24 protein-coding genes are annotated in these 25,939 nt (G+C 63.8%); 6 read left to right on the plus strand and 18 right to left on the minus strand.

Going from position 1 to position 25,939, the window contains the following annotated elements; translation table 11 throughout:
• Window positions 1-104 precede the first annotated feature (104 nt).
• Window positions 105-1,466 carry an MFS transporter gene (locus tag BG60_RS28760; RefSeq protein WP_008345836.1) on the minus strand — a complete coding sequence of 454 codons (1,362 nt, stop codon included), beginning with the start codon at window positions 1,464-1,466 and terminating at the stop codon, window positions 105-107.
• 142 nt (window positions 1,467-1,608) lie between these two features.
• On the opposite strand from BG60_RS28760, the gene BG60_RS28765 reads away from it, so the two are divergent.
• Window positions 1,609-1,854, plus strand: coding sequence for a hypothetical protein (locus BG60_RS28765; RefSeq protein WP_144403548.1), 246 nt, complete (start codon window positions 1,609-1,611; stop codon window positions 1,852-1,854).
• A gap of 54 nt (window positions 1,855-1,908) precedes the next feature.
• On the opposite strand, the gene BG60_RS36405 is transcribed toward BG60_RS28765, so the two are convergent.
• From BG60_RS36405 to prpR, 17 genes are all read right to left on the minus strand, one after another.
• A complete protein-coding gene (locus BG60_RS36405) occupies window positions 1,909-2,601 on the minus strand; it encodes a lysozyme inhibitor LprI family protein (RefSeq protein WP_144403547.1) in 693 nt (230 codons plus the stop codon).
• A 194-nt stretch (window positions 2,602-2,795) separates the two neighbouring features.
• Window positions 2,796-4,844, minus strand: a complete 2,049-nt coding sequence (locus BG60_RS28775; protein ID WP_008345842.1) for a sigma-54-dependent Fis family transcriptional regulator — start codon at window positions 4,842-4,844, stop codon at window positions 2,796-2,798.
• A 207-nt stretch (window positions 4,845-5,051) separates the two neighbouring features.
• Window positions 5,052-6,689, minus strand: coding sequence for a molecular chaperone GroEL (gene groEL, locus BG60_RS28780; RefSeq protein ID WP_008345844.1), 1,638 nt, complete (start codon window positions 6,687-6,689; stop codon window positions 5,052-5,054).
• 28 nt (window positions 6,690-6,717) lie between these two features.
• Window positions 6,718-7,491 (minus strand): metal-sulfur cluster assembly factor, encoded by a 774-nt coding sequence (locus BG60_RS28785; RefSeq protein WP_008345846.1) that lies wholly within the window; start codon window positions 7,489-7,491, stop codon window positions 6,718-6,720.
• Window positions 7,488-8,513 carry an amidohydrolase family protein gene (locus BG60_RS28790; protein WP_008345850.1) on the minus strand — a complete coding sequence of 342 codons (1,026 nt, stop codon included), beginning with the start codon at window positions 8,511-8,513 and terminating at the stop codon, window positions 7,488-7,490. Before BG60_RS28790 ends, BG60_RS28785 begins: the two co-directional genes overlap by 4 nt.
• Window positions 8,514-8,562: 49 nt before the next feature.
• Window positions 8,563-8,916, minus strand: coding sequence for an MmoB/DmpM family protein (locus tag BG60_RS28795; protein WP_008345851.1), 354 nt, complete (start codon window positions 8,914-8,916; stop codon window positions 8,563-8,565).
• 24 nt (window positions 8,917-8,940) lie between these two features.
• Complete coding sequence (locus BG60_RS28800; RefSeq protein ID WP_008345854.1) at window positions 8,941-10,026, minus strand: aromatic/alkene monooxygenase hydroxylase subunit beta; 1,086 nt, start codon at window positions 10,024-10,026, stop codon at window positions 8,941-8,943.
• Between the two features lie 44 nt (window positions 10,027-10,070).
• The gene (locus BG60_RS28805; protein ID WP_008345856.1) at window positions 10,071-11,117 is read right to left on the minus strand and encodes an NADH:ubiquinone reductase (Na(+)-transporting) subunit F; all 1,047 of its coding nucleotides are present in this window, start codon (window positions 11,115-11,117) and stop codon (window positions 10,071-10,073) included.
• 20 nt (window positions 11,118-11,137) lie between these two features.
• Entirely contained in the window at window positions 11,138-12,808 is a 1,671-nt protein-coding gene (locus tag BG60_RS28810) for an aromatic/alkene/methane monooxygenase hydroxylase/oxygenase subunit alpha (protein ID WP_008345857.1), read from the minus strand.
• Window positions 12,809-12,981: 173 nt separating this feature from the next.
• Window positions 12,982-13,173, minus strand: a complete 192-nt coding sequence (locus BG60_RS28815; RefSeq protein WP_008345859.1) for a hypothetical protein — start codon at window positions 13,171-13,173, stop codon at window positions 12,982-12,984.
• A 19-nt stretch (window positions 13,174-13,192) separates the two neighbouring features.
• Window positions 13,193-14,293: a WD40 repeat domain-containing protein gene (locus BG60_RS28820; protein WP_034473658.1), complete on the minus strand. Its 1,101-nt coding sequence runs from the start codon at window positions 14,291-14,293 to the stop codon at window positions 13,193-13,195.
• Window positions 14,290-14,607 (minus strand): hypothetical protein, encoded by a 318-nt coding sequence (locus tag BG60_RS28825; RefSeq protein ID WP_008345862.1) that lies wholly within the window; start codon window positions 14,605-14,607, stop codon window positions 14,290-14,292. The genes BG60_RS28820 and BG60_RS28825 overlap by 4 nt, the downstream gene beginning before the upstream one ends.
• A gap of 59 nt (window positions 14,608-14,666) precedes the next feature.
• Window positions 14,667-15,710, minus strand: coding sequence for an NAD(P)-dependent alcohol dehydrogenase (locus BG60_RS28830; RefSeq protein WP_008345864.1), 1,044 nt, complete (start codon window positions 15,708-15,710; stop codon window positions 14,667-14,669).
• A gap of 284 nt (window positions 15,711-15,994) precedes the next feature.
• Window positions 15,995-16,306 (minus strand): hypothetical protein, encoded by a 312-nt coding sequence (locus BG60_RS37220; protein ID WP_075583566.1) that lies wholly within the window; start codon window positions 16,304-16,306, stop codon window positions 15,995-15,997.
• Between the two features lie 134 nt (window positions 16,307-16,440).
• Window positions 16,441-16,734: a GYD domain-containing protein gene (locus BG60_RS28840; protein WP_008345865.1), complete on the minus strand. Its 294-nt coding sequence runs from the start codon at window positions 16,732-16,734 to the stop codon at window positions 16,441-16,443.
• A gap of 290 nt (window positions 16,735-17,024) precedes the next feature.
• On the minus strand, window positions 17,025-17,165 hold the full coding sequence (locus tag BG60_RS39125) for a hypothetical protein (protein WP_167561871.1): 141 nt from the start codon (window positions 17,163-17,165) through the stop codon (window positions 17,025-17,027).
• Between the two features lie 76 nt (window positions 17,166-17,241).
• Window positions 17,242-19,182, minus strand: a complete 1,941-nt coding sequence (prpR, locus tag BG60_RS28850) for a propionate catabolism operon regulatory protein PrpR (protein WP_008345867.1) — start codon at window positions 19,180-19,182, stop codon at window positions 17,242-17,244.
• Window positions 19,183-19,367: 185 nt separating this feature from the next.
• Between prpR and prpB the strand changes: the two genes are divergently transcribed.
• From prpB to BG60_RS36410, 5 genes are all read left to right on the plus strand, one after another.
• Entirely contained in the window at window positions 19,368-20,264 is an 897-nt protein-coding gene (prpB, locus tag BG60_RS28855) for a methylisocitrate lyase (RefSeq protein WP_008345869.1), read from the plus strand.
• A 23-nt stretch (window positions 20,265-20,287) separates the two neighbouring features.
• Window positions 20,288-21,457: a bifunctional 2-methylcitrate synthase/citrate synthase gene (gene prpC, locus BG60_RS28860; protein WP_008345871.1), complete on the plus strand. Its 1,170-nt coding sequence runs from the start codon at window positions 20,288-20,290 to the stop codon at window positions 21,455-21,457.
• 186 nt (window positions 21,458-21,643) lie between these two features.
• On the plus strand, window positions 21,644-24,241 hold the full coding sequence (acnD, locus tag BG60_RS28865; RefSeq protein ID WP_008345873.1) for a Fe/S-dependent 2-methylisocitrate dehydratase AcnD: 2,598 nt from the start codon (window positions 21,644-21,646) through the stop codon (window positions 24,239-24,241).
• A 24-nt stretch (window positions 24,242-24,265) separates the two neighbouring features.
• Window positions 24,266-25,459 (plus strand): 2-methylaconitate cis-trans isomerase PrpF, encoded by a 1,194-nt coding sequence (gene prpF / locus BG60_RS28870; protein WP_008345875.1) that lies wholly within the window; start codon window positions 24,266-24,268, stop codon window positions 25,457-25,459.
• A 186-nt stretch (window positions 25,460-25,645) separates the two neighbouring features.
• Window positions 25,646-25,882 (plus strand): hypothetical protein, encoded by a 237-nt coding sequence (locus BG60_RS36410; protein WP_008345877.1) that lies wholly within the window; start codon window positions 25,646-25,648, stop codon window positions 25,880-25,882.
• The last annotated feature ends 57 nt before the right edge of the window (window positions 25,883-25,939 follow it).

Raw genomic sequence — 25,939 nt, forward strand, 5'->3', positions numbered from 1 at the left:
GGGACGGTTGTCTCCGGTTGACCAGCATTCGACGGATCACGAACGAATCAAGGTTATCGTTTATGACTGAGCGAAGCAACGACCGGGCGGAAATAACGGGAGCTTCATTCGGCCGCCCGCGCGGATAGCCTAAGCGCGTGCCTTGCACTCAGCGCCAGCAATACGCACGACAGCGCATTGAAGAGAAACAGTCCGCTCGGCCCGATGAGCGTCATCAACGCGGATGCCAGCGTCGGTCCCGTCATGCCGCCGAGAGAAAAGAGCACGAGCAGCATCGCCGACACTGCAACGCGCAGATGCGACTCCGTGCGGTCCTGCACATGCGACACGATCAGCCCGTATTGCGTGAACGTCACGGCGACATAAGCCAGCGTCGCGCACCATGTGACGATGCGAAAATCCAGGCAGAACAGCACGAGGCTCAACACCGCCGATGTCAACGAGGTCCATAGAACCAGACGCCGCCGGTCGATGCGATCAGACAGCCGTCCCATCGGGAACTGCGGCAGCAAAGCGCCGATCAGCGCAACGCCCATGAACGTCGCGAGTTCCTCCGTCGTGAAGCCCGAGCGTTGCAGATAGACGGGCATCAGCGCATAGAAGTTGCTGTAGATGAAGCCGGTCAGTATGCAGCCCGGCACGCCGAGCGGCGCCACGGCCATCATTTCGCGAAGGCTCTCTCCCCAGCTTCGCGCGGGCACGCGATCGAGATTCGCATCGTTCACTTTCACCGGCCAGCCTTCCATCAACGTGACCGGCAACACCGCCGCCGCAAAGAGCGCCGCGCTGATCGAGAACTGCTGCGCGCCGGACCCCGCGCCCACATTCAGCAGGAACTGGCCGCTGCCCACTGCCAGATAGTTGATCGCCGCGTACAGACCGAATACCTGGCCGCGCTTCTCGTTGTCGACGGTGCCGTTGAGCCAGCTTTCGACGGACGTGTACAAGCCCATGAACGCGACGCCCGTGAGAAGTCGCACGCCGCCCAGCACCCAGGGCGACTGCGCCGCGCCGAAAGCGAGCGCGAGAATCGAGGCCGCCGCCGAGAACGCGACGAACGTCCGATGCTGACCGATGCGATCGATCAGCCGCCGATTGACGACCGCGCCCAATATGAATCCGGCGTAATAGCTCGACTGGATCAGCCCCGTGACGAACGTCGAATAGCCCGACTGAAGGATGCGCAAGGGAATCAGCGTCTGAAACAGGCCGTTCCCCGCGACGAGCAGCGCGAGGCCGAACAGCAGACCGGCCAATGCGCGCATCGTGCCGGGCTTGCCGGCGGGCGCGTGCTGACCGGGATTGGCCGCCGCGGAATCCGGCCACGGCGGCGTCTTGCGCCCGAGGAGCGCCGCTTCGTTCAGCGGGCCGGTGCGGCCGACCGCCGATTCGTCGTGCTCCTCGCTCGCGGCGCGTTCGTGCATCGCATTTTCGCGGATTTCGTTCTCATGCTCGAGATCTGACATGACACCCCTGGATTCGCCTAAGCGACTCCATGATGACAGAAGCCGACGGCTCCTATCCGCCAGCGGTGCGGTCATCGGTCAATGCGGAACACGAAATAGTTGGTAAGAGCCGCGCTGCTTCCACGTCTTTTCCGCGCAATGGATGCGACTGGCCGTTGCTACGATCGGCTCCGGCCTCGTGCCTCGTATGCCGCACGTCGAAGACGTCTCTCCCGCCTACCGCAAACCGAATCGCTACATCATGCGCAAACTCATTACTTCCCTCATCGCGTTGCTGCTCGCCTTCATGCTCGGCGGATGCGCCACCACCGTAGGAAACATCGCTTTGGGAATGGGTCTGGGCGCGGCGGGCACGCTCGGCGGAATCTACTGCGCGCTGGCCTGCTGACGCGCTCGGGGCGACGCGTTCCTCCACGTCGCCCTTCACCGGATCAAGCCGAAACTAGAAAGCGATACGCACTTGCCGCTGCGCGCAGTCGCTCTTGCATGGCGTCGAAAGCGCGGGATTGTGCGTGATGTTCGCGTTCATCAACGGAGCGGCAGCAGCGGTCTCGTAGTGTGCGGATGACGCCGCGCGAAGCCGTTCGACGTTCACCTGTCCGACGACGGCGCTCTTCTTTTCGACATCGGCCGATGTCTTCGATTCAGCGCCGGCCTGTTCATCCTTCCCGCCGTCAAGCCCTTTCATCCGAAGCACGGCCGCTTCCGCCGACGGCGCAAGCCGCTGTTCGGCGATGCCGTACTTGATGTGCTCGGCAGTCTGCTTCTTTCCGTGCGCGACGTCCGCTTGCAGCTCGGAGATGCGCCGCGTGTACCAGTCGGTCACGCACGCCTTGTCCTTGCAGTTGCGCTGACGCCATTGCCATTGCGCCACGCGATCCGCATCGAGCGCGGTCGCGTCGGTCGTCGCGTCGTGCGCCTCGCGGAAAACGGCGGCCAGCTTATCGTCGAGCGATGAAAGTTCCGGGTCCGCACAGACGAGCCGCTCCGACGCGGACGCGTCATGCGGACAGCGAAAGCTCGCGGCATGCGATGCAGTCATCGCGCCGAGCGACGTCAACATCACGCACGCAACGAGACGCGCGCAGCGCCGCAAGTCGATGGATGGGCTGTGCAACTTCTTTCGTGTATTCATGTTTGGTTCGTTCTCGGAGATGTGTTCGTTCATTGGGCGTCGGCGGATTGAGTCGCCGTATCGAACGATATGGCATGCCTCGACAGATCGAATGCCCGATGAATGCACACTTCGCGTCAAACCTTACCGGGTGTTACTTTCTATTCGCTGCGGTAAGGGCGCGGCGCGCTGGCGATATCCGAGAACGGCTTGCGCTACGAACGCTTTTCGTCGACCGCAAGCCGATACTGCTCCATCTTGCGATACAGCGTGCTGCGCGACACGCCTAGGGCGCGCGCCGCCTGCGCCATGTTGCCCTGCGCATGCCGCAACGCACGCGCGATCGCGAAGCGCTCGGTTTCCTCGAGGCTGCCCGCGCCGGGCGTCGCGTTCGACATGACCGTGTCACGCACGGTCGGCGATTCATCGAGCACTTCCGGCGGCAGCTCGACCAGCGCGACGCGCTCGTCATTCGATGTCAGCAACAGGTTCTCGACCACGTTGCGCAACTCGCGCACATTGCCCGGCCACGAATAGGCGCGCAGCACTTCCATCACGATGTCGGGAAACTGCCGCGCCGGCACGCCGTGACGCAGCGCGAGCGAGCGGTTGAAGTGATCGATCAGCAGATCGACGTCGCCATCGCGCTCGCGCAGGTCCGGAATGCGAATCCGCGTGACGCCGACGCGATAGTAAAGGTCCGCCCTGAATCGCCCGCACTCGACTTCCTCGCGCAAATTGCGATTCGTCATGGCGAGCAGGCGCACATCCACGCGACGCGCCTGCGTATCGCCGAGCCGATAGATCACCCCTTCTTCGAGCACGCGCAACAGCACCGGCTGCAGTTCCAGCGGCAATTCGCCGATCTCGTCGAGGCACAGCGTTCCGCCATGCGCGAGTTCGAATCGTCCGGGACGTCCTTCCGCCGTCGCGCCCGTATAAGCGCCGCGCACGTGGCCGAAGAGTTCCGCGCCGATCAGTTCCTTCGACGCCGCCCCGCAGTTGTAGGCGACGAACGGTCCTTCGTCGGATTCCTCGCCGTGGATCGCGCGCGCGAACAGCTCCTTGCCGACGCCCGTTTCGCCTTCGATCAGCACCGGCACGCGCCGTCGCGCAAGCTGCCGTCCGCGTTCGATCGCGCGCTGCATCGCCGCGCTCTGGCAGATGATCTGCTCAAAGCGGTTGCGTTGCGGGTCGGCTTCGCCGCGCGGCTGCACTTGCGGCCCGACGCGGCGCGCGCCGCCCGCAAGACGCGACGCATTCGAGAGGCCGGAAGGCTGCGGCACGATCAGCATCGCGCCGATCGCTTCGCCGTCCGCGACGACCGGATTGAACCACTCGGGCCGCAGTCCTTGCGGCAGATGATTGGCCCAGTCCTCGACGGGGAAATGCTCGCCCATGCCGGGAAAGCGCTCGCCCGGATTGACCGGCAGTGCGATGCGCGCCGTCGTGTGCACGAGCCGTCCGTGCCGGTCGATGGCGATGAGCCCGGCGGCATCCGTCGAGGAAAGCCGCTGCAAGCAGAACGCCAGCAGACGCATGTGCTCGCGCGCCACCTGCTCCGCGAGCACCATTTCGATCTGGCGCGCGGCGGTGACGGCGAGCGTCAGATTGTTGATCTGATACGTCGATGGCGGCCCCGATATGTCCAGCACGCCGAGCACCGCGCCGGTCCCCGGTTCGCAGATCGGCGCGGCGGCGCAGCTCCATGCCTTGATGCCTTCGCAGAAGTGCTCGGAGCCGTGCACGTAAGTCGGCTGACGCGTGGCGAGCGCCGTGCCGATTCCGTTGGTCCCGGCCGATGCCTCGCGCCAGTCGCCGCCCGTCATCAGATGGATCTTTTCGCCGGCGTCGAGCGTGCGCAGATCGCCGGCCGCCTTGAGAATCACGCCGTCGGCGTTGGTCAAGAGAAGGATCGAATACGAATCCGCGAAGAGATCGGCGGTGGCCGTGAAAAGCCGGTCGGACGCCGCGAGCAGTTCGCGATGCCGCCAGCGCAGCGTGTTGATCGCATCGCCATGCACGGCGAACGGCGCTGCGCCCGAGGTCGGATTCACGCCCGATTGCAGACTTCGTTTCCATGATGCGATCAGTTCGGTCGGCGCGGCCGTGCTGATCTCGCCTGCGAGAAAACGCTCCCAGGCGAGCATGGTGTCGGTGTCGGAGTGATCGGCGGCGCTTGCGTCGGGCCGCGTCCACCCGGCGACGAAGGGGTCGCTCGCGCGACCGCCGCCAGCCGGCATACCGATGAGGCGCCTCGTCATGTGTCTCCTCCGTGCGAGGTGGAGCGCGGCCCGCTCTTGCGGCGGGCGTCGGCGCGACTCGCGGGGGCTGCTGCATCGGGATTCGCCGGCTTGGCCCGGCGATTGCGCAGCACAGTCCGCTGAGTATAGACCTCGTGCGTCTCTCGTCCTCTCGGGGAAAACGCCCCCGTTGGCGGCGCGCGCTGTGTCGCAGCGCAGCAGCGCGCGCTACTTGCGGCCGAGCAGCTCCGCGCCCGCGCCGAGCGCCGGGCCCGCCGTCGGATCGGTGATGTCGGGCTTCTTCGCGATGAGCGTCTGCGTCGTCAGGATCAGCGCGGCGACGGAGGCCGCGTTGCGCACGGCGCTGTAACTCACCTTCACGGGATCGATGATCCCGCGCGCGGCCAGATCGGCGATCTCGCCGGTGCGCGCGTCGAGTCCGGTCGCGCGATCCGCCTTCGCCACCTGCGCGACGATCGACGCGCCGTCCAGTCCGCAATTCGACGCGATCGTGAACAACGGCTTCGCGAGCGCGCGCTTGAGCAGCATCGCGCCGAGTTGCGCGGCGCCGTGGCTTCGCGCGATCAATCCGTCGAGTTGCGCCGATGCCCGCAGCAGCGCCGTGCCGCCGCCCGGCACCACGCCTTCGGCAATCGCCGCGCGCGCCGCGTTGATGGAATCCTCGATCAGATGAAGCCGGCGCTTCTGCTCGACGGGCGTCGCTCCGCCCGCGAGGATCATCGCGGTGCCGCCCGAGAGCTTCGCGAGGCGCACTTCGAACTTGTCGCGCTCGACGTTCTCCGGCGCCATGTCATATTGCCGCGCGACCTGCTGGCGTCGCGCCGATACGGCGGCGGGGTCGCCCGCGCCCGCCGTGATGATCGTCTGATTCGACGACACGCGCACCTGGCGCGCGCTGCCGAAGTCGCGCATGTCGATGGCGTCGAGCCGGCCGCCGAGATCGCGCGCGATGACGCGCCCGCCGGTGACGATCGCGATGTCTTCGAGCATCGCGCGCCGCCAGTGGCCGTATTCGGGCGGATGAATCGCCGCGACGCCGAAGCCTCCGTTGTCGCGATTGGCGAGCAGCGTGACGACGCACGCGGGCGCGACTTCCTCCGCGATGATGAAGAGCGCGCGCTTGTGCTCGTTCGCGAGCGCGAGAATCGCGGCGACGTCGTCCTGGCTTTGCAGGCGCTGATCCGTCATGAGAATGAGCGGATTGTCGAGCACGACCTGCATGCGTTCGATGTCCGTCACCATGTGATGCGAAAGATAGCCGCGGTCGAACGCCATGCCTTCCACCACTTCGAGCCGCGTCTCGACGGTCGAGCCGTATTCGACATCGACGATGCCGTCAGCGCCCACGCGCTCCAGCGCCTCGGCGACGAGACCGCCGGTAAATTCGTCGTTGGCGGCCACCACGGCGACCGCGCGCACTTCTTCCGGTCCGGAAAGCGGCGTCGCGGAACGCTTGAGCGCGTCGATCGTTTCGTACACCGCGGCTTCGAGGCCCTGCACGAGTTCGACCGGATTCGCGCCGTCCGCGAGACATTCGAGGCCCTGCTGCACGAGCGCATCGGCGAGCACGGTGGCGGTCGTCGTGCCGTCGCCGGCGACGTCGTTCGTCTGCTTCGACACTTCCCGCACGACCTGCGCGCCGATGTTCTCGAACGGATCTTCCAGCTCGATCTCGCTCGCGATGCTCACGCCGTCGCGCGAGATGATCGGCGAGCCGATCGGCCGGTCGATGATCGCGTTCATGCCCTTCGGCCCGAGCGTTCCGCGTACCGCCCGCGCGAGCTTGCCCACGCCCCGGCCGAGCGCCGCGCGCGCTTCTTCGTCATGCAACATGATGTTCGGCATCGTGTGCTCCTGTCTCCTGTCTTTCGATTTATGTCCGTATCGTCGATGCATCGCGCGTTCGCGGATAGAAGCGAACCGGCTTCTCTTCGACATCGTCGTAACGCGCCGCAAGAAGACCGCGGCATAGCGCGCTGTTGAACTCGGCGTTGACGCCCACGCGCCGCAACTCGCGCAGATACGCGCCGAGCGTCGCAGGATCGAGCGGCACGCCGTGTATGTCGATGAACGCGGGCTGCGCTTCGTCCATCGCGCCGCCGCATACGTGACGCCGTTCCATGTAACGCGAGATCAGATGCGCGCGTTCCGGCTCGTCGGCAAGCGATGCAAGCTCGCCGATGGTGAGCCGCACGAGCGCCTCCGCTTCGCGCCCGCTCGCCAGCAGATGCGCGAGCAACGCCGCCTGCCTGCGCTGAAATGCCTTGACGAGAAATGTCTGCCGCACCGCGTCGAGATCGTCGTTCGCGGCATCGCCGAATGCCTGCCGGAACGACAGGTTCTGCGCCATGCCGCGATTGATCTCGTTGGCGTACATGTGCTCGTCGAGCGTCATGCCGATGCCCGTCACCCACGGCAGATTCGCGATCGCCGCGCGCATGTCCGCCGCCATGAGATACGCGAAATTGGCGGCGCACCAGTACGTCGGAAGCCGGAAGGCGACGCTCACGCCGCCATCGGCATCGACATCGACGGACGTGACGAAGCCGAGCTCCGTCACCGACTCGTCGAGTTCCGGATCGATGACGGATGCGAGCCGCTCCCACACTTGCGCCGCCGGTTCGCTCACCGCGCTCGCGGCGCTCATGCGTGCGCGACCGCGCTTTGCGGCGTCTGTTCGAGCAGCTTCTTCTGCGCCTCGATATCGATGCCGTACAGACGCGCCGCATTCAGCCCGAGGATTTTCTTCTTCGCCTCCAGCGACAGCTTCGCGCCCGTTTCCTTCGCGACCGATTCGGGCAACTCGAACGCCATGAACTTGTCGATGAGCCACTTCGGCGACCAGATCGCGTAATCGCTGCCGTAGAGAATGCGGTCCTCGCCGATCCAGAACAGCAGCTCCGAAATCACATGCGCGAAGTATTCCGGCCGCGTGTGGATGAACGGCAGCACGACCGCGAGGCCGCCATACACGTTCGTCTCCTGCGTGGCGATCCAGCAGAAGTCATCGAGACGCGGCAAGCCGCAATGCTCGACGATGAAGTTCAGGTTCTGGAAGCTCGTCGCCACGTCGTCGATATCGGCGACATCGAACGCATCGCGATTGAGCGGCAGGATCGTCGGTCCTTTATGAACGTGAATGTTCCTGATCCCGAGCTTCTCGCAGCGTTCGAGAAACCGGTACGCGCCCGGATCGGAGAGCTTGTAGCCCTTGCTGTCGCCGCGCCATTCGGCCGTGTAGAGCTTCACGCCCTGAATCTTGTACAACTGCGCCAGCTCCTCGAGACGTTCGAGCCCCGCTTCGCCGTCACGCGGATCGAACGCGCCGTTCACGATGAACCGATGCGGATACTTCTTCTTCACCACATAGTTCGCTTCGGTGGTATTGAAGCCGTTCTTGTAGAAGTCGGTCAGATAGGTCGGCTGGCAGATCGCCATGTCGTCGTAACCGGTGACGAAAAGGTCTTCATACATGACCGCTTCGCCGTACTGGTCGAACTTTTCCTTCGGCCACAGGTATTCCTTCGGGCTCAGGTTCTTGTGATACGCATAGAAGCAGTCGATGAACTGCTGGCCATGCACGTTCTTCACGTTCGCCTTGCTGCCGTCCCAAAGATGAACGTGCCCGTCGATGATGAAAATGTCCTCGCCGTCCTGGGTTCTGAACATGTTGCTGTCTCCGTGGGGTTGTCGCTCGCGGGCGCACCCGCGAACGTTTTCATTCGTAGGCCATTGCGTCTTCCATGTTGCCGAACAGCACGACGGTATCGTCGTCGATCATCACCATCCGTCCGTAATGCGTCGATGTCGATATCTCGAACAGATGTGGCGTCATCTCGCGGCCCAGCACGTCGCTGATTTCGCCCATCTTGAACTCGATCTTTCCCTGCCCGTCGATGCGGATCATCGCGGGCAGATACGTCACGGTGATGCCCGGCTTCGTCGCCATCAGTTCCGCAATCGCGCGCGCCTCGACGCTGTCGTTCATCGTGACGCCGCATTGATGCGAGATGGTCTGATCGAAGCGAAGATCCTTGATCGGCTTGAAGATGTTGTCGGTATGCACTGACATGAGCGGCTCCTGTTCGCGGTGGATTCAGGCTTGAATGGAGAGCGAAAACGGAATGCCGACTTCCTTCGCGATCAGTTGCGCGCGCTCGACCGAACTGCTCAGGGCGTCGGTGTATTGCGCGGCTTTCGCGTGCGGAATGGACCAGATCGGCTGAAGATGCTTCGCGGCATCGGCGGCGAGCGCGCCATGCTTGTCGAGCCATGCGCCGAAGAGCGCGCGGTTCGCATCGCCATGCGCGGGATCGTTGGCAAGCATGTGGAACAGCTCGACCGCGTTGGCGAGATTGCGCTCGTAGTCGCCTTCGGCGGCGGATACCACGGTCGGCGTCACGAAGTCGTTCTGCGCGGCAGCCACTTGCATGATGAAGCCGCTGCGAAAGAGATCGCCGACGAGCGGCTCGAACACGACGTTCACCGCGAAATACTTTTCGAGGTAATCGGTCGCGCCGCCGATGGTTTCGATCGCGCGGCGCGTGCCCTGCCACATCGGATCGTTGAGCCAGTGCTCCTTGCCCGCATCGAGATCGAAGCCCGGCAGATCGAGCGCGATCTCGCCGAGATACAACGTCAAGTCCTGAGCGAAGCGCAGTTTGTACGATGCATTGGTCAGGATCGCGCTGTTGATCATCTGCGTGTAGCCGTAGCGCTGCGCGTGCATGGTCGCCGTGCCGAGCCCGAATTCCGCGTGCTTGTACGCGCCGAGATGATGTTCGAGCACCTTCACCCAGGCTTTGTCGAAGCGCTTGACCGCGCCCGAGCGCCGCGCATTGCCGATCGCGTTCGTAATCATTCCGACGATGGTCGACTGGCGCTGATAGTGCGTGCGCTCCCATTCTTCATCGACCGCGCGGAACGTGTGCCAGTCCGAGCATTGCGCGGCGGTCCACGTTTCGGAATAGGTCGGCGTGCCGTCGGCGAATTGCAGTATCCAGTCCTGAATGAGATAGCGCTTCGGGTCTGGCTGCACGTCGACGGTCATGTCTTCGTAATGGCTTGCCTTGCGTCCTTTCGGTTCGAAATAGTTGTACTTGCGGCTGTCCCAGCCCACGAACTGCGCCGCGCCCGCAGCGCCCGACTTAAGCGGCGATGACTGCTCCGTCGACGTACTCATGTCATGTCTCCTTTCCGATCAGCGAATATCAGGGCGACGGGCCGTCATCGGACCGCCTGCGTGAACTTGTCGAAATACAGCCGTTCCGGTTCTACGCCGGCCATTTGCAGCACCGGGATCACGGCGTCGATCATCGCCGTGGGACCGCACGTGTAGGCATCGATATCGCCTGCGAGCGCTTCGTCGCGCAAGGTGCGGCTCACGACTTCGTGGATGAAACCCGTCTCGCCCGTCCACTCGTCGGCGGCTTCGGCGTTCGAGAGCGCCGGTATGAAGCGGAAGTCCGGCAGCTTGTCAGCGAAGTCCGCGAACTCGTCGAGATAGAACAGATCGCGGCGCGTGCGCGCGCCGTAGAAGAAGCGCACGGGCCGCTCTTCGCCGCTCGCGACGTGGTCCTGCAAGATCGACCACAGCGGCGACATCCCCGATCCGCCGCCGACGAGAACCATCGGGCCGGGCTGATCCTCGCGTCGAAAGCAGGTGCCGTACGGACCTTTCGCGATCATCCGGTCGCCGGGCTTGAGACCTTCGTCGAGCCGCGACGAGAACGCGCCGTTCGGGTACTTCTTGATGATGAAGGAGAGGCGCCGTTCGCCATCGGGCGGATTGGCCATCGAGAAAGAGCGCGTGATGCCCGCCGATGGCAGCGTCAGATCGACGTACTGCCCCGCCCAGTAACGCAACGGACGGCTCAGTTCCACTTCGAGCAGCCTGATGTCGTGCGTGAGCGCGGCGATGCTCGTGACGGTCGCGTCGTATTCGGCGACGGGTATGGAGCGGCGCATCAGGTCTTCGTCGTAGTTGAGCAGTTCGACGGTGAGATCGCTGTAGGCCAGCGTCCTGCAAAGCAAGACGTGACCCGATTCCTTCTCGTAGTCGGGCAGCGCGAAGGTCGAATACTTCTTCATCTCGACGTCGCCTTCGACCAGCAACGACTTGCAACTGCTGCACTGCCCTTCCTTGCATCCGTGCATAACGGCGATGCCTTGACGGAACGCCGCTTCCAGCACGGTTTCGCCTTCCTCGACCGACATCTCCACACCGACCGGCTCGAAGCGGACCGTGTGCGTCACAGACTCATCGCCGCTCATACGCGCCTCCCTCGCATCGGTCAATTGCACGGATTGATCGTGAAGCCCGCGCGATACTCCGCGATGTGCTTCTCGCGCTGCTCCGGCGTCATCTCTCGTATCAACACGATCGGGCTTTGGATCGTGTGGCCGCGCACATCATCGAGCGTCCACATGTCGCGGTTGTCGAAACGCAGATGCGGTTGAGGCACGAGCGTCTTGCCGTCGCTGCGCACGAAGCCGAGATCCTTGATGCAATCCGCGAGGTCCCAGCCGTGATAGACCTCTTCCCATTCGCGGCGCCCGCTGAAACGGCCCATCGCAGGCGTCGGGCGGCCTTCGTATTCCGACGCGAACGCGACCTTGTGCGTCCATCGGCATAGCTCCGAGCAATACGTGTAGAGCTTGCCGTCGACTTCATCGACGCAGAAGTCCTCGCGAATCAGGCACGGCACGAGGCAGCTCCAGCAGCGATGCGGATACACGTAGCCGTTCTCCTGATCGAACAGCATGTTGGTCTGGCCGGGCACGCTCTTCTTCGCGTACCACTTCCAGTACTCGCCGAACTCCGCATACCAGCCGGGATACTTGTGCTCGAACCACTCGAAGTCTTTCTCGGTCTGCGCCTCGATGCGCCAGAAGTTCACCGGCCAGCCGACCGAGAAGAACTGCGCGACCTTGTGCACGTAGTTCTTCTTGACGAGGCGATCCCACGCGGCGGCGACATCGTCGTGATGAATCTTGATGCCGTACTTTTCGAGCGGCAGCATGTAGGTGCGGTAATAGTCTTCGTAGATCCACCGATGCCACAGCTCCGCATACGACTCTTTCTTCTTGTCGCGGTCCGTCGTGCCGTATTCGATGAACGTGCCGATAGCCGCATCGACGATCGCGTGGTTCTGCCAGAACGCGTAACGCAGATCGCGTTCGAGCAGCAGATGATTGTCGGGGTCGTTGATGACCGACATCATCAGCGAATGGCCGTTGCCGATGTGACGGCTCTCATCCGATTGCACGGAAAGGAACACCGTCGGCAGCGCGTAGTCGCCGTTGCGCGCGGCTTCCGACGGCATCGCGACGAACAGCGTATTCGTGAACGCCGTTTCCGCGACCACTTGCAGGAACACGTTGGCGGCCGTCACGGCGTCGCCGGTGAGGAAGCCTTCAGCGAACTGACGTCCGATGGTCGTCGCGTAGCACTTGCCGAACGCGGCTTCGGTGATGTCGAAACCCGCCGGATCGATGTAGTTCTCCATGTACCACTTCTTCAGATTCATCTGGATCGTCGAGTGGCGGAACTCGTCGACCATCTGCATCGTGAAGCCCGTGCGCAGTTCTTCGCCGGGCGCGAGACGGCCCAGCATCGCCATCGAGCGCGCGGCCGAGATTTCCGGGAACGGAATGATCGCGAGGAACAGCTTCATCCATTCGACCCAGCGCGGTTCGACATTGCGGAACATGTCGCCGCGCAGCGCGGCATCGAGCGCGCCGTAGACGCGGTTGTCCTTTTCCTCCTGCATCGGGAAATACGAGCGCAGCACCTGCTTCATCGGATCGCGCGGCGCCTTGCTGATCTTGTAGTCCGTCGGGAAGGTCATCGCTTCCTGAACGTAACTGGGTGTCCAGCCGAGATCGGCGACGCGTTTTGCCGCCTCGCCGATACTGATGCCTCGCTGGGATGTGATCTTGTTGAGCGTTAATGCTTCTGACATCGAGCTCTCCTTGTCCGGTTACAGGGCGATTGCGCCGTTTGCATCGGCACGGCAGCTTGAAGAGCGACAAGCGTGCCATCCGCGAATACGCCGTTTTTCATGGGTTTTCGATGCGCTTGTGTCGTGGAACGCGACGATCGAATTTCTTACGGTGTCCCGAATTGCGACATCACTCAATGGTCGACGATGATCTTGCTCGCGCTTGCATTCGCCGCATCCGCGACCGGCTGACCTTGTGCGATGAAACGCGCGGCGAGTATCAGCGCGCCCATCGCGAAGTCGCGGCCATGCGCGGCGATCATGTCGTCGGACAGCGCGCCGAGCCGCTCGAAAAACGCTTCCTTCGTGGATGCATCGGTCGTCATCTCCGTCTCCCTCGAGCGTCTAATGCGAACCTGAAATGCGGAATAGCGCGTGCGGCAAATACACGAGCGCGATCTCGCCGGCTTCGGTGCCATAGGCGAGACGCCCGCCGTCGGGCGCCCACGCAAGCGCGGATATCGCCGCGCCGCCGTTGGCCCGGACGAACAGCACGTCCGCGCCGCCGGGCTGGCACAACAGCACCGCGCCGCTTCGATAACCGACCGCGATCAGCGACAACGACGGATGACACGCGACGACACTCACCGGCGCGCTGCCCGCGACGCCGCATTCGCGCGGACGATCATCCGCATCGGGCGGATCGAAGCGCCAGCACACCGCGCGCGGTCCGCCGCTCGTGACGAGCACGCGGCCGTCCGCCGAGAACGACAGCGAGCCGGGCTGCAGCGCATAGCCGCCGAGTTCGATATCGTCGCCATCGGGAAGACGCCAGCCGTGCAGCGCGTTGCCTTCCGTGCCCGCGACGAGATACCGGCCATCGGGACTCCACGCGATCGCGCGCGGCGATCCGGCGCACGCAAAGAGCCGCGACGTCGCGGCGCGCGTATCCCACAGCGTGACGCCGCCCGCGTGAGCGATGGCGAGTCGCTGCGCGGTGGGCGCAAACATCAGCGCGGTCGATGAAGCGGGCAGCGTCAACTCGCTTTCCATCGCGCCGATGAGCCGCACCAGCGCGCCGCTCGCATACGCGCGCACGCCCGAGCGCGAGACGGCGACGTGATCGATTCGTCGGCCGTGCTGCGCTATGAGCTGGCGCACATTGCCATCGATGTCCATCTGCACGAGCCTGCCGTCATCGCCCGCGCTCAGAAAGCCGCCATCGGCATCGGCGGCGAGCCCGAGGCTCGCGCCATCGTGTATCGCAAAGCGCGCGAGCGGCGGCGGCGGCGCGGTGGCCTTGATCAACTCGACGCCGCGCGTCTCGTGCGCCTTGAGTTGCGGACCGCCTTCCCATTCGCCCGACGCGAGCACGAGCGTTCCATCGCCGAGCGTGAAGCCCGCGTGAGTGCCGCCTACATTCCACGTCGCCGCCGTCACGCTCGCGTGCGCCGTCCAGCACGCGCCGAGCAGCTCGACGAGCGGCGTGGGCGCGCTTACGTTCATCGCGGATCGCGGCCATGCGCGGTGCGCGTCGCCGCCTCCGCGTTCGCGAGCGCCGCCTCCAGACGCGCGCGCTCTTCCTCCAGCGCGCTCAGCGCCCGGTCCGCTTCCCAAAGCTGATCGCGCAGCATTTCGATGCGCAACAATTGCAGCGACGTGCGCGCTTCGGGCCGGCTCGCGGCCAGCGCGCTTTCGAGTTCGATTTCGACGCCCGCGAAACGGCTCTTGCTTCGCAGATGCTCCGAATTGATCCACGTGAGCTCGATCACGAGCCGCACGCGCTCCGATATGGGCGTGGGTTGGCCCTGCGCAGTCATGGCGTTCTCCGCTGAAAGCCTGGCTTGCGGGCCTCGTCTGTCGCGAGGCCGGCCGGTCGTTACGGAATGAGGACCGCGCGTCCTTTCACCTTGCCGTGATGCAGGTCGCGCAGCGCCTGATTCGCCTCGCTCAGTCGATACTCGCGCGTCGCGAGATGGACGAGTCCGCGATCGGCCAGCGCCATCAGCTCGACGAGTTCCGGATACGTGCCGACCAGATTGCCGACGATGGTCTTTTCGCTCGTGATCATGTCGATCGTCGGAATGTCGATCTTTCCGCCGTAGCCGACGATGTAATAGAAGCCCGCGTTGCGCGTCATCGCGAGACCTTGCGCGATCGCGTTGCCTTCGCCGACGAAATCGATCACGGCTTCCGCGCCGTTGCCTTGCGTGAGTTCGAGCACGCGCTCGACGGCGTCGTCGCCGCCCTGAACCGTATGATGCGCACCGCATTCCTTCGCGAGCGCGAGGGCGGTCTCCGATCGGTCGACGACGACGATCTCCGCCGCGCACAGCGCGTTCAGCACCTGAATGCCGATGTGACCCAGACCGCCCGCGCCGATCACGACGGCGAACTGCCCCGGCAAAAGATGACGCGATGCCTTCTTCGCGGCGCGATAGGCAGTGAGGCCCGCGTCGGTGTACGGCGCGACGTCCTTCGGCGCGAGCGTGGACGGCAGGCGGATCAGCGAACGTTCGCCGGTCGCGAGATATTCGGCATAGCCGCCGTTCGAGTTGATGCCGGGAAAACGGCTTTCGGTCGCGTGCATGTCGTCGCCGCGCCGGCACGCGAGACAGTGGCCGCTCGTGACGAGCGGATGGCAGATGACCGGATCGCCCACCTTGACGCTTTCGACGCCCCGCCCGACCGCCTCGACCCAGCCGGCGTTCTCGTGGCCCATGATGTAGGGCAGCGCGATATCGACCTTGCTGCGCCAGATGCCTTCGACGATATGCAGATCGGTCCGGCACACACCCGCGCCGCCGATCCGGACGATCACATCGTCGGGCCGCGAGATTTCGGGAGTGGGGACGTCTTGATAGCGGACGAATTCGTCGCGGGACAACGTTTCGTCGTACTCATGCAGCACGGCAGCCTTCACGTGATGTCTCCTTGTTCGTTATCGTCGATGCTTCGCCTGAAGCGATGCGCCGGGATAAGAGCAAGGACCACGCCAATCGCTAAGCGAGCGGGGGCATCGCGTGAGCCTGCGTGGATGGCCTTCGCGCTCTGTGATGACGGCATCGGCAGGGTGTGTCGCAAAATCGGACACCCTGCCGAAGTCCTGTCCATGCGGATGTCGCAACTTGCGACATCCGCCTGCTACGCATTGCAGCGCACAACGCCCGGCGACCCGATACATGGGTCGCCGTCTTTCATACCGCGTTATTGGCCGGCTGCCGGCGATACGACGCTCGGCGTTGCCAAGGTGTTGTTGCTCTTCGGCGCGGGCGCGTCGGACTTCGTCGTGCTGTTCGTGCTGCTCGGCAAGCCGCTATTGGGCTTGGCGGCCATGCCGCTGCCGGAATGGGTGGTGCCCGGCGTGCCATATCCGCCCGTCGCACCGTTCACCTGATTCGCCGGGCTGGCCGTGCTGCCCGTCGAGCCGCTCGATCCTCCCGCCGTCTGCGCATAAACGCCGCTCGACAGTGCCGCCGCGGCTACAGCCGCGATGAGTGCGCCAATTGCCTTGTTCATGATCCGTCCCTCCTTGATCGGACTGGAAATTAGGACGCAGGCGTTTCCGTCTGCTCGATCATGAGTTGCGCAATGACCGTGCCGCGCCCGGGCACGCCAAATGCAGAGGTCGATGCGTTATTAAGTTATCCGATTCACTTCAATCCCCCGACGATGCGTTCCATCTCGCTTTCGCCGAACGCGCGCATCGTCGTCGATCGGACGTTGCCGAGTGCGCCGAGCGCGAGGCCGAGGCGCGTCGCGGTTTCATCGTCGGGTGCATCGAACGATGTAACGAGATCGTATGCGCCAAGCGTCCAGTGCAGTGCGCCGATGGTCGCGCCCATCGCCTTGCTCGCTTCGCGAAATGCGCGCGCGCGATCGACCGTGTCCTTCGCGGTACGCACGCCCTGATCGGTCCAATTCAGCAGCATGATGTAGGTAGCCATGGTGTCCTCATCGAATGAAAGTGAAGCGGCCGCACGTATTGACGCGCCGCGTTTTCTTTGCGTGCATAAAGAGGCAGAGAGGAAGCAGGACAAGGCGGCAATGGCGCATGAGCAACAGCGCTTCCGTTCGGGAAAGCCGCAGTATGGATATCGATTGACTGCGAAAAAAGTATAGGCGACGGCGACTGTTAACAGCGCGCTTTCACGGCGCGATCGCGGCGTCGCGAGACGAAAAAAAGCCCCGTCGGAAAATGCGAACGGGGCTCATCGCCTTCGGCTGCGAAACGCGCTTACTTGCAGTGGCGTTCCCAGTGATGATGCACTTTGACCTTGTGGCAAACCTGATGGTGATTGTGCGAAGCGGCGAAAGCCGGAGCGACGGAAAAAAATGCCGCACCAGCGGCAAACACAGCAATGACAGCCTTTTTCATGAGTTCGTTAGGTTCTGGATTGGGAAAGAGAGGAGATGCTAGCAGCGCGAGCTTACGGACACATTTACGCGGCTCGTCAGCTTTTCGGCTTCGCGTTGAGCCTTCGCCACAACGTCGTCTTGCTGATGCCGAGCGCCTTGCAGACGGCATCGCGATCGCCGCCGAACGCAGCCAGCGATGCGCGGACCTGATCGGCTTCCACCGATCGGCTGAGATCGCGCAGCGAGCGGTCCGCGTTTGCGTCGGACTTGTCCTCGAACAGCTCAGGCGCGATCGCTTCCAGTTCGTCGAGCGCGAGTGCAACGGGCGCATCCCGATCCGATAACTCCACCGCGATACGCTCGACGATGTTCTGCAACTCGCGAACATTGCCCGGCCACGGATATCGGCACAGCGCATCTTCCAGCGGCGCGAGCACGCGCGCCGCCGCTTCGCGATCGGGCACGCGCGACGCAAGCGCCTTGTCGCGCCGCGCGGCCTGTGCCAGCAGCGCGGTCGCCAACAGCAGGACGTCGCTGGAACGTGCGCGTAACGGCGGCAACGCGATGCTCAGAATATTGATGCGATAAAAAAGATCGGCGCGAAACGAACCATCGGCGACGCCTTGCGCGAGCGTGCGATGCGTCGCCGCGATCACGCGAATATCGACGCGCGTCGGCTCCGTCGATCCGAGCCGTATCACTTCGCGCTCCTGCAGCACGCGCAGCAGCCGGCTTTGCAGCGACGGCGGCATCTCGCCGATTTCATCGAGAAACAAGGTGCCGCGATGCGCCGCCTCGATCAGCCCCGCCTTGCCGCCCTTGCGCGCGCCGGTGAACGCGCCCTCCTCGTAACCGAAAAGCTCGCTTTCGAGCAGGGCTTCGGGAAACGCGCCGCAGTTCATCGCGACGAACGGAAAGTCCTTGCGGCGGCTCAGGCGATGCATGCTCTGCGCGACCATCTCCTTGCCCGTGCCGCTTTCGCCGAGAATCAGCACGGTGGCGTCGGATTTCGCGTAGCGGCGCACGAGCGAACGCACGCGCTCGATCGACTCCGATTCGCCGACGACATCCTCCAGCCGATAACGCGCGACGAATTCCTGCGCGCCCTGCCGCGAGCGCAGCGTCCGGTCGAGCCGCTCGACCGCGCGCGATTCCTGGAAGGTGAAGATCGTGCCGCCCGACGCGCCATCGCTTGCGAGCGGTCCGCGATGGATCGCGTAGCTCACGCCGCGCACCGCGCCGAACACGTCGCCGTCGGCGGAAGGCAGCACGCCGTCGAGTTCGGGCGCGACATCGAGCAACGCCTGTCCGACGGCGCGCGACGCATCCGCGATGCCGAGCGCGGCGGCGAGCCGCCGATTGATCGCTTCGATGCGGCCGAGCGCATCGACGGCGACGACGCCATCGCGAAGATGCTGCAACAGGTTGTCGAGCCGATTGCGCCGCGCGACTTCGCGGCGCATCGCCTGCGCGACTTCGAGCGCCGTCTCGAACGCGGCGACGACCGACGTGCGCGAATACAGAAACACCGCGCTCATGCCCGCGTCCGCCGCCAGATCCGCGACGAGGCCGGGGCCGACGACCACATCGACGCCGCGATCACGCAGATCGAGCACGAGGTTTTCGGCGTCCTGCGCCGAGCGATAGGACGCGCAAATCACGTCGATGCCATACACGGCGAGGAAGCGGCGAATTTCCGCGGGCGTGTCGCCGTGCGTGACGAGCGCGACGCTCGCGCCCTCGCGCCGCGCCTTCGTGAGCGCATGCATCACGTCGAAGCCGGTCGGACTGATGACGACGACCGGCACCGACACGCGGCTCTTCAGATAAGCGCCGTTCGAGCCGCCCGCCACGACGACATCCGGCCGGCCGTCGCGCGCCGATTCGATGCTGTTCGCGGCATCCTCGAAGCCGAGCGCCACGACATCGAGTTCGGCGCGCTCGGCGTAGGTGTCGACGAGATCGATGAACAAATCCCTTAGCCGGCTGATGCCGACCGCCCAGATGCGCGGGCGCGAGGCGGTTTCGGTTTGCATGATCGTCTGCGCAAAAAAAATCCAGTATGCGCTACGGATTTCAGTTTCGAAACAGGAAATTTCAGACGTGAAATCAAGCGCTGGGAGCCGAAACGTCTAAACCACGAAAAATCAACGAGTTAGAAAAATATCGCAAGATGGCAAGGTAGTTGCTTTTATACGCAGCACTTTTTCAGGAGACAAACGTGAGTTCCGAAATCCAGTCCGCACAGACCGCCGGCGCGCGGTTCCGCCAGGCCGTCCGCGAGGAATCGCCGCTGCAGGTCGTCGGCGCGATCACCGCTTACGCCGCGAAGATGGCCGAAGCCGTCGGGTTCAAGGCGCTCTATCTGTCGGGCGGCGGCGTGGCCGCGAATTCGCTCGGCATGCCCGACCTCGGCATCAGCACGATGGAAGACGTGCTGATCGACGCGCGCCGCATCACCGACGCCTCGTCGCTGCCGCTGATGGTCGATATCGACACCGGCTGGGGCGGCGCATTCAACATCGCGCGCACGATCCGCTCGTTCATCAAGGCGGGCGTGGCGGCCGTGCATATCGAAGATCAGGTCGGACAGAAGCGCTGCGGGCATCGTCCGGGCAAGGAAGTCGTGCCGACCGGCGAAATGGTCGATCGCGTGAAAGCCGCCGTCGATGCGCGCACCGACGATTCGTTCGTCATCATGGCGCGCACCGATGCGGCCGCCGCCGAAGGCATCGACGCGGCGATCGAGCGCGCCGTCGCGTATGTCGAAGCGGGCGCGGACATGATCTTCCCCGAAGCGATGAAATCGCTCGATGACTATCGCCGCTTCAAGGCTGCGGTGCGCGTGCCGATCCTCGCGAATCTGACCGAGTTCGGCTCGACGCCGCTCTTCACCGTCGATGAACTGAAGGATGCGAACGTCGACATCGCGTTGTATTGTTGCGGCGCGTATCGCGCGATGAACGCAGCGGCCTTGAACTTCTACGAGACAGTGAAGCGCGACGGCACGCAAAAGGCCGCCGTCGAAACGATGCAGACGCGCGCCGACCTGTACAAATACCTCGGCTATCACGCCTACGAAGACAAGCTCGACCAATTGTTCGCAGCGAAGAAATAACCCTTGTTTCAGGAGACAAATTCATGAGCGAAGCAGACAACAGCACCGCAAGCGCGGGCGCATTCAAGCCGAAGAAATCCGTCGCGCTGTCGGGCGTGACGGCGGGCAATACCGCGCTGTGCACCGTCGGCAAGACGGGCAACGACTTGCACTATCGCGGCTACGACATTCTCGATGTCGCGACGACGTCCGAGTTCGAAGAGATCGCGCATCTGCTCGTGCACGGCAAGCTGCCGAACGCCGCCGAACTGAAGGCATACAAGACGAAGCTGAAGGCGTTGCGCGGCCTGCCCGCGAATCTCAAAGCCGCGCTGGAATGGATTCCCGCGTCCGCGCATCCGATGGACGTGATGCGTACCGGCGTCTCCGTGCTCGGCACGATCCTGCCGGAGAAGGACGATCACAACGTGCCGGGCGCGAAGGATATCGCCGACAAGCTGATGGCCTCGCTCGGCTCGATGCTGCTCTACTGGTATCACTATTCGCACAACGGCAAGCGCATCGAAGTCGAAACGGATGACGATTCCATCGGCGGTCACTTTCTGCATCTGCTGCATGGCGTCGCGCCGTCCAAAGCTTGGGTCGATGCGATGCATGTATCGCTCAATCTTTACGCCGAGCACGAGTTCAACGCATCGACGTTCACGGCGCGCGTGATCGCGGGCACGGGTTCGGACATGTATTCCGCGATCACCGGCGCGATCGGCGCGCTGCGCGGTCCGAAGCATGGCGGCGCGAACGAAGTCGCGTTCGAAATTCAATCGCGCTATCAGACGCCGGATGAAGCGGAAGCCGATATCAAACGCCGCGTCGAGAATAAGGAAGTCGTGATCGGCTTCGGCCATCCGGTGTACACGATCTCCGATCCGCGCAACAAGGTCATCAAGGAAGTCGCGAGGAATCTGTCGAAGGAAGCCGGCGATACGAAGCTGTTCGATATCGCCGAGCGCCTCGAATCGGTGATGTGGGACGCGAAGAAGATGTTCCCGAACCTCGACTGGTTCAGCGCGGTTTCATATCACATGATGGGCGTGCCGACCGCGATGTTCACGCCGCTCTTCGTGATCTCGCGCACGTCGGGATGGAGCGCGCACATCATCGAGCAACGCATCGACAACAAGATCATCCGGCCGAGCGCGAATTACACCGGTCCGGAGAACCTCGAGTTCGTCCCGCTGGCAAAGCGTGCGTAAAGCGCATCAGCCCTCTTTACGGTGATACGCGAGATCCGTGAAGAGCTTCGGCCCGTCGCCGCGCCGGCGGCGGGTTATTTTTGAAATCGGCGCCTAAAATAGCCCGGATTTCCAGTCGAAGGGGTCTTCCCCACAATACCTTTGAGCATGGCGCGCGAAAGACCATGCCATGACCGAGACACGGCGATGAACACTGCAAACCGCAAACCCCTGCCCGGCACCACACTCGATTACTTCGACGCGCGCGCAGCCGTCGAAGCGATCGCGCCCGGCGCTTATGACAAGCTGCCCTACACCTCGCGCGTGCTCGCCGAGAATCTCGTGCGCCGCTGCGATCCGGCGATCCTCGAACAATCGCTGATGCAGCTCGTCGAACGCAAGCGCGAGCGCGATTTTCCGTGGTTTCCCGCGCGCGTCGTCTGCCACGACATTCTCGGACAGACCGCGCTCGTCGATCTCGCTGGCCTGCGCGACGCGATCGCGGACCAGGGCGGCGATCCCGCGAAGGTGAATCCGGTCGTGCCGGTGCAGCTCATCGTCGATCATTCGCTCGCGGTGGAATGCGGCGGCTTCGATCCGGATGCGTTCGCGAAGAATCGCGCGATCGAAGACCGGCGCAACGAAGATCGTTTCGATTTCATCAACTGGACGAAGAAGGCGTTCAAGAACGTCGATGTGATTCCGCCGGGCAACGGCATCATGCATCAGATCAATCTGGAGCGCATGTCGCCGGTGATTCACGCGGTCGATGGCATCGCGTATCCCGATACGCTCGTCGGCACCGACAGCCACACGCCGCACGTCGATGCGCTCGGCGTCATCGCGATCGGCGTCGGCGGGCTCGAAGCGGAGAACGTGATGCTCGGCCGCGCATCGTGGATGCGTCTGCCGGATATCGTCGGCGTCGAGCTGACGGGCAAGCGTCAGCCGGGCATCACGGCGACCGATATCGTGCTCGCGCTCACCGAATTCCTGCGCAAGGAAAAGGTCGTCGGCGCGTATCTCGAGTTCCATGGCGAAGGCGCGTCGAGCCTCACGCTCGGCGACCGCGCGACGATCTCGAACATGGCGCCCGAATACGGCGCGACCGCCGCGATGTTCCATATCGACGAGCAGACGATCGAGTATCTGCGTCTCACGGGCCGCGACGACAAGCAAGTGAGCCTCGTCGAGCATTACGCGAAAACCGCTGGCCTGTGGGCCGATTCGTTGACGCACGCGGAATACGAACGCGTGTTGCGCTTCGATCTGTCGACGGTCGTGCGCAACATGGCGGGTCCCTCGAATCCGCACAAGCGCCTGCCGGTGTCCGAACTGGCGACGCGCGGCATCGCGGGCAAATGGGAAGAAACGCCGGGGCAGATGCCGGACGGCGCGGTCATCATCGCGGCGATCACGAGTTGCACGAACACCAGCAATCCGCGCAACGTGATCGCGGCGGCGCTCATCGCGCGCAATGCGAATGCGCAAGGTCTCACGCGCAAGCCGTGGGTAAAGTCGTCGCTCGCGCCGGGCTCGAAAGCGGTCGAACTGTATCTGCAGGAATCCGGTCTGTTGCCCGATCTGGAAAAGCTCGGCTTCGGCATCGTCGCGTTCGCGTGCACGACGTGCAATGGCATGTCCGGCGCGCTCGACCCGGCGATCCAGCAGGAGATCATCGATCGCGATCTGTACGCGACCGCCGTGCTGTCCGGCAACCGCAATTTCGACGGCCGCATTCATCCGTATGCGAAGCAGGCGTTTCTCGCGTCGCCGCCGCTCGTCGTCGCGTATGCGATCGCGGGCACGATCCGTTTCGATATCGAACGCGATGCGCTCGGCATCGGCAAGAACGGCCAGCCCGTGTATCTGAAGGACATCTGGCCGAGCGATGAGGAAATCGACGCCATCGTCAAACAAAGCGTGAAGCCCGAGCAGTTCCGTCGCGTCTACGAACCGATGTTCGCGTTGACCGCGCAAAGCGGCGAAGCCATCAGCCCGCTCTACGACTGGCGCGCGCAAAGCACCTACATTCGCCGTCCGCCGTATTGGGAAGGCGCGCTTGCAGGCGCTCGCACGCTCAAGGGCATGCGCCCGCTCGCGGTGCTCGGCGACAACATCACGACGGACCATCTCTCGCCGTCCAACGCGATTCTCGCGAACAGCGCGGCCGGCGAATATCTCGCGAAAATGGGCTTGCCCGAAGAGGATTTCAATTCGTACGCGACGCATCGCGGCGATCATCTGACGGCGCAGCGCGCGACGTTCGCGAATCCGACGCTCATCAACGAAATGGCCATCGTCGATGGTCAACAGAAGAAAGGCTCGCTCGCGCGCATCGAACCCGAAGGCCGCGTCACGCGCATGTGGGAAGCCATCGAAACGTATATGGAGCGCAAGCAGCCGCTCATCATCGTCGCGGGTGCGGATTACGGACAAGGCTCGTCGCGCGACTGGGCCGCGAAGGGCGTGCGTCTCGCGGGCGTCGAAGCGATCGTCGCGGAAGGCTTCGAGCGCATTCATCGCACGAACCTGATCGGCATGGGCGTGCTGCCGCTCGAATTCAAGCCGGGCGAAAATCGGCAGACGTTCGGCATCGACGGCACCGAAACCTATGACGTCATCGGCGAGCGCAAGCCGCGTGCTGATCTCACGCTCGTCATCCATCGTGCGAACGGCGAACGCGTCGAAGTGAGCGTGACGTGCCGGCTCGACACGGCCGAGGAAGTCTCGATCTACGAAGCCGGCGGCGTGCTGCAACGCTTCGCGCAGGACTTCCTGGAGTCGTCGAAAGAAGCGGCCTGACATTCAATCAAGGATACGAATCACATGGCACACGCACCTCAGATCAAGATCGCCGCGACCTACATGCGCGGCGGCACCAGCAAGGGCGTTTTCTTTCGCCTGAACGATTTGCCCGAAGCGGCGCGCGTGCCCGGCCCCGCGCGCGATGCGCTCTTTCTGCGCGTGATCGGCAGCCCGGACCCGTATGGCAAGCAGATCGACGGCATGGGCGGCGCGACGTCGAGCACGAGCAAGACGGTCATCGTCTCGAAGAGCGCGCGCGCCGGACATGACGTCGACTATCTCTTCGGCCAGGTCGCCATCGACAAGCCATTCGTCGACTGGAGCGGCAATTGCGGCAATCTTTCGGCGGCGGTCGGTCCGTTCGCGATCACGAGCGGCCTCGTCGATCCCGACCGCGTGCCGGATAACGGCATTGCAATCGTGCGCATCTGGCAGGCGAACATCGGCAAGACGATCATCGCGCATGTGCCGATGACCAACGGCGCCGTCCAGGAAACCGGCGACTTCGAACTCGATGGCGTGACGTTCCCCGCCGCCGAAGTGCAGCTCGAATTTCTCGATCCCGCCGCCGAGGAAGAAGGCGCGGAAGGCGCGATGTTCCCGACCGGCAATCTCGTCGACGATCTGCACGTGCCCGGCGTCGGCACCTTCAAGGCGACGATGATCAACGCGGGCATTCCGACGATCTTCGTGAACGCGGAGGACATCGGCTACAAGGGCACCGAGCTTCAGGACGCGATCAACGGCGACGATGCCGCGTTGAAGCGCTTCGAAACCATTCGCGCATACGGCGCGCTGCGCATGGGGCTCATCAAGAGCCTCGATGAAATCGCCAAACGTCAGCACACGCCGAAGATCGCGTTCGTCGCGCGTCCGAAGGAATACGTCGCGTCGAGCGGCAAGCGCATCGGCGCGGACGATGTCGACGTGCTCGTGCGCGCGATGTCGATGGGCAAGCTGCATCACGCGATGATGGGCACGGCGGCGGTCGCCATCGGCACGGCGGCGGCGATTCCGGGCACGCTCGTCAATCTCGCGGCGGGCGGCGGCGAGCGTCAGTCGGTGCGCTTCGGGCATCCGTCGGGCACGTTGCGCGTCGGCGCTGAGGCCGTCGAAGCGAACGGCGAATGGCAAGTGAAGAAAGCGATCATGAGCCGCAGCGCGCGCGTACTGATGGAAGGCCGCGTGTCGGTTCCCGTCGTCGCGCTGGATTGAGTGTCGGGCGCGCGCCGACATCGCGCGATCGAACTGTCGTTCGGAGTACGCCGTTATGCGTCGATAAATTCGAGCGAAACCGATGACCGGCGCGCTCTGCTTCGCTTGGCACAACCTGTGCAAAAGATCGAATGGCGACTCGTCCGTCGCCATTCAATTACTTTTATTTTTGCCGGGAGACCTGCCATGACCACTCTGACCATCACCGACCTGCCGTGCGTCGAAACGATGCATCGCAATGCGATGTCCGCCATTCACGGCGGCATGCTGTATCTGACCAATCCCGATAGCAAGAAGCTTCCCGAGATGCCGAAGCTGCCCGATTCGTGGCCCGGCGCCGCGCTGCTGAAGGAGCTTCATCTTCCGCCGCCGCTGCCCGCGCTACCGTCCGCGCCTCCGCCGCTGGATCCGCGTCTGCTGTGAGCGGCCGACGATGTCGCACCGAGTTCGAGGTGCGACATCGATCGAAGCGCTTCTTAC

Origin of the sequence: Caballeronia zhejiangensis, from assembly GCF_000698575.1 — a bacterium.
GTDB classification, from domain to species: Bacteria; Pseudomonadota; Gammaproteobacteria; order Burkholderiales; family Burkholderiaceae; genus Caballeronia; species Caballeronia zhejiangensis.

Bases quoted from the DNA above. Each gene is read 5' to 3' on its own strand.
- BG60_RS28760 (WP_008345836.1), bottom strand. From the start codon at position 1,466: ATGTCAGATCTCGAGCATGAGAACGAAATCCGCGAAAATGCGATGCAC.
- BG60_RS28765 (WP_144403548.1), top strand. From the start codon at position 1,609: ATGCGACTGGCCGTTGCTACGATCGGCTCCGGCCTCGTGCCTCGTATG.
- BG60_RS36405 (WP_144403547.1), bottom strand. From the start codon at position 2,601: ATGAATACACGAAAGAAGTTGCACAGCCCATCCATCGACTTGCGGCGC.
- BG60_RS28775 (WP_008345842.1), bottom strand. From the start codon at position 4,844: ATGACGAGGCGCCTCATCGGTATGCCGGCTGGCGGCGGTCGCGCGAGC.
- groEL (WP_008345844.1), bottom strand. From the start codon at position 6,689: ATGCCGAACATCATGTTGCATGACGAAGAAGCGCGCGCGGCGCTCGGC.
- BG60_RS28785 (WP_008345846.1), bottom strand. From the start codon at position 7,491: ATGAGCGCCGCGAGCGCGGTGAGCGAACCGGCGGCGCAAGTGTGGGAG.
- BG60_RS28790 (WP_008345850.1), bottom strand. From the start codon at position 8,513: ATGTTCAGAACCCAGGACGGCGAGGACATTTTCATCATCGACGGGCAC.
- BG60_RS28795 (WP_008345851.1), bottom strand. From the start codon at position 8,916: ATGTCAGTGCATACCGACAACATCTTCAAGCCGATCAAGGATCTTCGC.
- BG60_RS28800 (WP_008345854.1), bottom strand. From the start codon at position 10,026: ATGAGTACGTCGACGGAGCAGTCATCGCCGCTTAAGTCGGGCGCTGCG.
- BG60_RS28805 (WP_008345856.1), bottom strand. From the start codon at position 11,117: ATGAGCGGCGATGAGTCTGTGACGCACACGGTCCGCTTCGAGCCGGTC.
- BG60_RS28810 (WP_008345857.1), bottom strand. From the start codon at position 12,808: ATGTCAGAAGCATTAACGCTCAACAAGATCACATCCCAGCGAGGCATC.
- BG60_RS28815 (WP_008345859.1), bottom strand. From the start codon at position 13,173: ATGACGACCGATGCATCCACGAAGGAAGCGTTTTTCGAGCGGCTCGGC.
- BG60_RS28820 (WP_034473658.1), bottom strand. From the start codon at position 14,293: ATGAACGTAAGCGCGCCCACGCCGCTCGTCGAGCTGCTCGGCGCGTGC.
- BG60_RS28825 (WP_008345862.1), bottom strand. From the start codon at position 14,607: ATGACTGCGCAGGGCCAACCCACGCCCATATCGGAGCGCGTGCGGCTC.
- BG60_RS37220 (WP_075583566.1), bottom strand. From the start codon at position 16,306: ATGAACAAGGCAATTGGCGCACTCATCGCGGCTGTAGCCGCGGCGGCA.
- BG60_RS28840 (WP_008345865.1), bottom strand. From the start codon at position 16,734: ATGGCTACCTACATCATGCTGCTGAATTGGACCGATCAGGGCGTGCGT.
- BG60_RS39125 (WP_167561871.1), bottom strand. From the start codon at position 17,165: ATGAAAAAGGCTGTCATTGCTGTGTTTGCCGCTGGTGCGGCATTTTTT.
- prpR (WP_008345867.1), bottom strand. From the start codon at position 19,182: ATGCAAACCGAAACCGCCTCGCGCCCGCGCATCTGGGCGGTCGGCATC.
- prpC (WP_008345871.1), top strand. From the start codon at position 20,288: ATGAGCGAAGCAGACAACAGCACCGCAAGCGCGGGCGCATTCAAGCCG.
- acnD (WP_008345873.1), top strand. From the start codon at position 21,644: ATGAACACTGCAAACCGCAAACCCCTGCCCGGCACCACACTCGATTAC.
- prpF (WP_008345875.1), top strand. From the start codon at position 24,266: ATGGCACACGCACCTCAGATCAAGATCGCCGCGACCTACATGCGCGGC.
- BG60_RS36410 (WP_008345877.1), top strand. From the start codon at position 25,646: ATGACCACTCTGACCATCACCGACCTGCCGTGCGTCGAAACGATGCAT.